The 6,115-nt window shown below is 68.5% G+C and carries 7 protein-coding genes; all 7 read left to right on the top strand.

The genetic code is table 11. The features are described 5' to 3' along the window. Nucleotides 1-202 precede the first annotated feature (202 nt). The 7 genes from ACGFZW_RS36000 to ACGFZW_RS35970 all read left to right on the top strand — a co-directional run bounded on the left by ACGFZW_RS36000 (nucleotide 203) and on the right by ACGFZW_RS35970 (nucleotide 5,865). Nucleotides 203-499 carry a hypothetical protein gene (locus ACGFZW_RS36000; protein ID WP_393897543.1) on the top strand — a complete coding sequence of 99 codons (297 nt, stop codon included), beginning with the start codon at nucleotides 203-205 and terminating at the stop codon, nucleotides 497-499. Next, a complete protein-coding gene (locus ACGFZW_RS35995; protein ID WP_393897542.1) occupies nucleotides 496-876 on the top strand; it encodes a helix-turn-helix domain-containing protein in 381 nt (126 codons plus the stop codon). The genes ACGFZW_RS36000 and ACGFZW_RS35995 overlap by 4 nt, the downstream gene beginning before the upstream one ends. A gap of 170 nt (nucleotides 877-1,046) precedes the next feature. Then, a complete protein-coding gene (uraD, locus tag ACGFZW_RS35990) occupies nucleotides 1,047-1,568 on the top strand; it encodes a 2-oxo-4-hydroxy-4-carboxy-5-ureidoimidazoline decarboxylase (RefSeq protein ID WP_393897541.1) in 522 nt (173 codons plus the stop codon). Then, nucleotides 1,565-1,972 (top strand): hydroxyisourate hydrolase, encoded by a 408-nt coding sequence (uraH, locus tag ACGFZW_RS35985; protein WP_393897540.1) that lies wholly within the window; start codon nucleotides 1,565-1,567, stop codon nucleotides 1,970-1,972. The genes uraD and uraH overlap by 4 nt, the downstream gene beginning before the upstream one ends. Before the next feature lie 7 nt (nucleotides 1,973-1,979). Then, nucleotides 1,980-2,903 carry a factor-independent urate hydroxylase gene (gene pucL / locus ACGFZW_RS35980; protein ID WP_393897539.1) on the top strand — a complete coding sequence of 308 codons (924 nt, stop codon included), beginning with the start codon at nucleotides 1,980-1,982 and terminating at the stop codon, nucleotides 2,901-2,903. A gap of 82 nt (nucleotides 2,904-2,985) precedes the next feature. Next, entirely contained in the window at nucleotides 2,986-4,386 is a 1,401-nt protein-coding gene (locus ACGFZW_RS35975) for a nucleobase:cation symporter-2 family protein (RefSeq protein ID WP_393897538.1), read from the top strand. Between the two features lie 78 nt (nucleotides 4,387-4,464). Then, nucleotides 4,465-5,865 (top strand): 8-oxoguanine deaminase, encoded by a 1,401-nt coding sequence (locus ACGFZW_RS35970; RefSeq protein WP_393897537.1) that lies wholly within the window; start codon nucleotides 4,465-4,467, stop codon nucleotides 5,863-5,865. Nucleotides 5,866-6,115 lie beyond the last annotated feature (250 nt).

The raw sequence follows: 6,115 nt of genomic DNA, 5'->3' as shown, positions 1-6,115 counted from the left end.
CAGCAACGGAAGCTCGGTGAACAAAATCGACAGATTGACGTTGAAGCGCGTGTCCGTGAAACCCATAAGGGCCGGCGCTCCTTCCGGATAGCGGAACTTACTTTCTGCTTAATGGAACACTGCCTGTCACGCTCGGAAGCTGTCAAGAGGGGCAGGGGGCAATTTCTGGTGGCGGAGCCCTACCGCGCGTAGGTTGAGCGACGTGCGATTGAGAGTGGAGTTCACGACGGAGCCGTTCGACCTGGACGAGGCGCCGGCTCATGCGGTGGTGGCGCGGGACGTCGTCACCGGCGCCGAGCTGGACGCCGTCGACGTCGGTCCGTTCGGCAATACGGCCGAGGGCGACGCCGATCAGGTGCTCGGCGCGGTGACCGCCCTGCTGCGCGAGTCCCTGGGGGCGGGAGCAACCCGGGTCTCCTTGCAGGTCAATGTGATCGCGGAGGCTGACGGGTCCGCGGACCCCGAACGGTCCGAGGGGTCCGAGGGGAGCGCCACATGACCGAGCCCGCCGATCACCCGTTCGTCCAGGCGGTCAAGCCGCTGGTGGACGCCATGGGCGGACAGATGGTGTCGCCCGACCTGGCCCAGGGCGACGATGTCGTGCTGACCTGGGAGGGGGCGGACCGTGTCGCGGTGCGGCTGCCGCACCTGTCGGATTCGCTGGACCACATCCTCACCGAGTTGCAGCGTCGGCACGGCATGCCGCTCGCGGAGCTGGATCGGAAGACCAAGCAGTCCGTGGTCAGGATTCTGGAGACCCGCGGGGCCTTCTCCGTACGGCACGGAGTGGAGACGGTCGCCGGCGCCCTCGGGGTCAGCCGATTCACCGTCTACAACTACCTGAACAGGGAGAACGCTGCGAAGAGCGGCGACTGAGAGAAGTCGTTCGCCGGGCCTGTCGACGCCCCTGAGCCGCCGTCCGGGTTCTCCGGACGGCGGCTTTTGTGTTGCCGAGTTTTCAACAAAGTGTTGACGTGATGTTGCCGGGGGTCTTAGCTGTTTCCAGCCAAGCAGAGCTGTCCAGCACCAGGCCACGGAGGCTTCCCGTGTCTTCGAGTTCGACCCCGGGGCTTTCCCGGTTCAACACCGCCGACGACAGTGCGGCTCTAGCCGCCCTGCACGAGGTGTGTGCCAGCGGGACCTGGGGGAGCAAAATCCTCGCCCAGCGCCCGTACGCCACCATCGACGACCTGTTCGCCGCGAGCGACGCCGCCATGGCCGAGCTGACCGCCGGCGACCTGGCCGAGGCGATGGCCGGGCACCCGCCGATCGGCCGGCCGAAGCCGGGCGACCCGACCTCCTCGCGTGAGCAGAGCGGGATGGCCGGGGCCTCCGACGAGCTCAAGGCCGAGATGCTCGAACTCAACCTGGCCTACCAGGAGAAGTTCGGTCATGTCTTCCTGATCTGCGCCTCCGGCCGTACCGGGGAGCAGATGCGGGACGCGGTCCGTAACCGGATCGACAACACGCCGGAACAGGAACGAGAGATCGTTCGTGTGGAGCTCGGCAAGATCAACCGCATTCGCCTGACGCGTATCGCGGAAGGCACAGAAGGAGAGGCAGCATGAGCAGCGAGACGGCCGCACCGACGTCGGTGTCCACGCACATCCTGGACACCAGCGTGGGCCGCCCCGCGGAGGGCGTCGCCCTCACGCTCTCGGTGCGCTCCGGAAGCGAGGGGGAGTGGACCGCCCACGGCGCGTCCAAGACCGACGCGGACGGGCGCTGCAAGGATCTGCCGGCCCTGCCGGAGGGCACCACCCACGTGCGCCTCGACTTCGCCGTCGAGGAGTACTTCGTACACCACAAGACCGACCAGCAAGCCGAGGAACAGCAGGACGCCCCCCGCGTAAGGGACAGCGGAGCTTTCTTCCCGGAGGTGGCAATCACCTTTGCCGTCAAGCCGGGCGAGCACTATCACGTACCGCTGCTGCTCAACCCGTTCGGCTACTCCGTATACCGAGGGAGCTAGCACCGACATGCCCACGATTCTCGGCCAGAACCAGTACGGCAAAGCGGAAAACCGCGTCGTCAGGATCACCCGTGACGGCGACACGCACCACATCAAGGACCTGAACGTCTCGGTCGCGCTCTCCGGCGACCTGGAAGAGGTCCACCTCTCCGGCTCCAACGCCAACTGCCTGCCCACCGACACGACGAAGAACACCGTGTACGCCTTCGCCAAGGAGCACGGGATCGAGTCGGCCGAGCAGTTCGGTATCCACCTGGCCCGGCACTTCGTGACCAGCCAGGAGCCGATCAAGAAGGCGCGCATCCGCATCGAGGAGTACGCCTGGGAGCGGATAGCCACCTCCGACGGCAACTCCCGCTTCATCGGCTCCGACGAGGTCAAGCACTCCTTCGCCCGCAAGGGCCAGGAGACCCGCCTGACCGAGATCACCTACGACGGCGAGAGCTGGCAGGTCATCTCCGGCCTGAAGGACCTCGTCGTGATGAACTCCACCAACTCGGAGTTCTGGGGCTACATCAAGGACAAGTACACGACCCTCAAGGAGGCGTACGACCGCATCCTCGCCACCGAGGTATCCAGCCGCTGGCGGTTCAACTGGACCGACGACGAGCAGCGGATGCCCAACTGGGAGCGTTCGTACGAGCAGGTCAAGAAGCACATGCTGCAGGCCTTCGCTGAGACCTACAGCCTCTCCCTCCAGCAGACCCTGTACCAAATGGGTTCGCGCATCATCAACAACAGGTCCGAGGTCGACGAGATCCGCTTCTCGCTGCCGAACAAGCACCACTTCCTGGTGGACCTGGAGCCGTTCGGGCTCAAGAACGACAACGAGGTCTACTACGCCGCGGACCGCCCGTACGGCCTCATCGAAGCCACTGTTCTGCGCGACGGTGTCGAAGCCCGGATCCCGATGGATCTGACGAACCTCTAAACGGCTCCGACGCAGCGCCGTGCCTCGCGTCCCCTCCCCACCCCGCAGCGGGGAGGGGCGCGAATCCTGAGGGGAACGACCCATGGCACAGCATCCGCACGTTGAGCAACACCCCCCGCCGGTCCACCCGGTGGACGAGAAGCCGGCCGCCAAGCGGCTGATCCCCGCCGCGCTCCAGCACATCGCTGCGATGTACGCCGGCGTCGTCACCCCTCCGCTCATCATCGGCCAGGCCGTCGGCCTGGACGCCGCGGGCAGCACCCGGCTGATCGCCGCGAGCCTGCTCATCGCCGGCCTCGCCACGCTCCTGCAGACGCTCGGTGTCCGCGGGTTCGTCGGCAACCGGCTGCCGTTCGTCAACGCGGCGAGCTCCGCCGGCATCACCCCGATGCTCGCCATCGCCGAGACCACCGCCAAGGGTCACCAACTCCCCGCGATCTACGGGGCGGTGATGGTCGCCGGAGTGTTCTGCCTCGCGATCGGACCGTTCTTCGGCAAGCTGCTCCGCTTCTTCCCGCCGCTGGTCACCGGCGTCGTGATCACCCTCATCGGGGTGACCCTGATGCCCGTCCCGGTGGGCTGGGCCCAGGGCGGCGACGCCGAGGCCGCCGACTTCGGCGACATGAAGTACCTCGCGCTCGCCGCCTTCACCCTCGTGGTGATCCTGCTCATCCAGCGCTTCACCCGGGGCTTCGTCAAGCAGATCGCCCTGCTGCTCGGCCTGGTCATCGGCACCCTCGCCGCGCTGCCCTTCGGCATGGCGAGCTTCGACGGGCTGCGCTCGGCGCCGATCGCCGCGCTGCCCACCCCGTTCTCCTTCGGCGCCCCCGAGTTCCAGCCCGCCGCGATCCTGTCCCTGTGCATCGTGATGCTCGTCCTGATGACCGAGTCGTCGGCCGGCATGCTCGCCCTCGGTGAGATCTGCGACCGACGCACCACCGGCTCGACGATCACCCGCGGACTGCGCACGGACGGCTTGGCCACCCTCCTCGGACCGGTCTTCGGCGGCTTCCCGACCAGCGCCTTCGCGCAGAACGTCGGAGTCGTCTCGCTGACCCGGGTACGCAGCCGGTACGTCGTCGCGGTGGCCGGTGGCGCCCTGATCGTCCTCGGTGCCTTCCCGGTGCTCGGCGCGGTGGTCTCGCTCGTGCCGATGCCCGTGCTGGGCGGCGCGGGTATCGTCCTGTTCGGGTCGATCGCGGTCAGCGGTATCCGTACGCTCGCCGAGGCCGGCCTCGACGACAGCTCCAACATCATCCTGGTGGCCGTGTCGCTCGGCGCCGGCATCATCCCCCTCGCCGCGCCGACGTTCTACGCCGACTTTCCCGCGTGGGCGCAGACCGTCCTCGGCTCCGGGATCAGCGCGGGCGCGCTGGTCGCGGTCCTGCTCAACCTGTTCTTTCACCATCTCGGCACCCGGAGCACGCCACGGGCAGCGGTACTGTCAGCCGCCTCGCCCGGCTCCGGCACTCAAATCCCGTAGGGCCATGCCGTGCCCTCCCCCAAGGCTCCGACAAGCCCCAGGGGGACCTCCATGCCAGTACCGAAAGTAGGAAGCATCATGGCTGCATCGGCATCCCCTGACAGCGCGGTCGAGCGCATCGTCATCGAGAACTGCGCCATCGCGACCGTCGACGCCCACGACACCGAGTACGCCACCGGTCATGTCGTCGTCGCCGGGAACGTCATCGAGTCGGTAGGCGCCGGCAAGGCCCCCGAGGGCCTGGCCAACGTCGTCCGCCGGATCGACGGCACGGGACACCTCGTCACCCCCGGCCTGATCAACACCCATCACCACTTCTACCAGTGGATCACCCGGGGCCTGGCCACCGACCACAACCTGTTCAACTGGCTGGTCGCCCTCTACCCGACCTGGGCCCGCATCGACGCCCCGATGCTCGCCGCGGCCACCCAGGGCTCGCTCGGCATGATGGTCAAGGGCGGCGTCACCACCGCCTCCGACCACCACTACGTCTTCCCGCAGGGCTCCGGCGACCTGGTGAGCGCCGAGCTGGCGGCCGTGGCCGAGATCGGCGCCCGCATCACCCTCGCCCGCGGCTCCATGGACCGCAGCGAGAAGGACGGCGGGCTGCCCCCGGACTTCGCCGTCGAGACCACCGAGGGCGCCCTCCTGGGCACCGAGGAGGCCATCGACAAGCACCACGACTCCTCCTTCGGCTCGATGGTGCACATCGCCGCCGCCCCCTGTTCGCCGTTCTCCATCTCCACCGAACTCCTGCGGGAGGGCGCCAAGCTCGCCCGCCGCAAGGGCGTGCGGATGCACACGCACGGCTCGGAGACGGTGGAGGAGGAGAAGTTCTGCCACGAACTCTTCGGCATGGGCCCCACCGACTACTTCGAGTCGACCGGCTGGCTCGGTGACGACGTGTGGATGGCGCACTGCGTCCACATGAACGACTCCGACATCGCCGCCTTCGCCCGCACCGGCACCGGCGTCGCGCACTGCCCGTCCTCCAACGCCCGCCTCGCGGCCGGCATCGCCCGGGTCCCGGACATGCTCGCGGCCGGCGTCCCGGTCGGCCTCGGCGTGGACGGCACCGCCTCCAACGAGTCCGGCGAACTGCACACCGAACTGCGCAACGCGCTGCTCATCAACCGCCTCGGCGCGCACAGGGAGGCCGCCCTCAACGCCCGCAAGGCGCTGCGGCTGGGCACCTACGGCGGCGCCCAGGTCCTCGGCCGGACGGCGGAGATCGGCTCCCTGGAGGCCGGCAAGCTCGCCGACCTCGTGCTGTGGAAGCTGGACGGACTCGGCCACTCCTCCATCGCCGACCCGGTCACCGCGCTGGTCTTCGGCGCGGCCGCCCCGGTCACGCTGTCCCTGGTGAACGGCAAGCCGGTCGTCGAGGACAACCACCTGACCAACGTCGACGAGGACGCCATCGCCCGCACCGCGCGGGCCGAGGCGCAGCGTCTGGCCCGTATCGCCGCAGAGGGCTGATCCTTCCGTGGCCTTACCTCACAAACTCGGCCGGGAGGGACGGCTCTCGGCCGAGCTTGTGGATCCGAGCGGGATCCACAAGCGCCGGACCCCGGAGGTGCGGGGTTTCCCCTCGCACCTCCGGGCCGGTACACCGCCCCACCGCCGGCCTCGCGCCACAAGCGCAGCCGCACCGCAGCACCGCCCACGAGCGCGGCTTCTCGCACCACCGCACCACAACGCACGCCCTCCGTGACAGCCTCGCGTCGCC

Origin of the sequence: Streptomyces sp. NPDC048248 (genome assembly GCF_043201875.1) — a bacterium.
Classification (GTDB): domain Bacteria; phylum Actinomycetota; class Actinomycetes; order Streptomycetales; family Streptomycetaceae; genus Streptomyces.
Note: the sequence above shows the minus strand (reverse complement) of the source record. Positions and strands in the feature narration are given on the sequence as shown.

Coding starts and splice junctions, on each gene's coding strand:
- ACGFZW_RS35975 (WP_393897538.1), top strand. CDS start 2,986: ATGGCACAGCATCCGCACGTTGAGCAACACCCCCCGCCGGTCCACCCG.
- uraH (WP_393897540.1), top strand. CDS start 1,565: ATGAGCAGCGAGACGGCCGCACCGACGTCGGTGTCCACGCACATCCTG.
- pucL (WP_393897539.1), top strand. CDS start 1,980: ATGCCCACGATTCTCGGCCAGAACCAGTACGGCAAAGCGGAAAACCGC.
- ACGFZW_RS35970 (WP_393897537.1), top strand. CDS start 4,465: ATGGCTGCATCGGCATCCCCTGACAGCGCGGTCGAGCGCATCGTCATC.
- ACGFZW_RS35995 (WP_393897542.1), top strand. CDS start 496: ATGACCGAGCCCGCCGATCACCCGTTCGTCCAGGCGGTCAAGCCGCTG.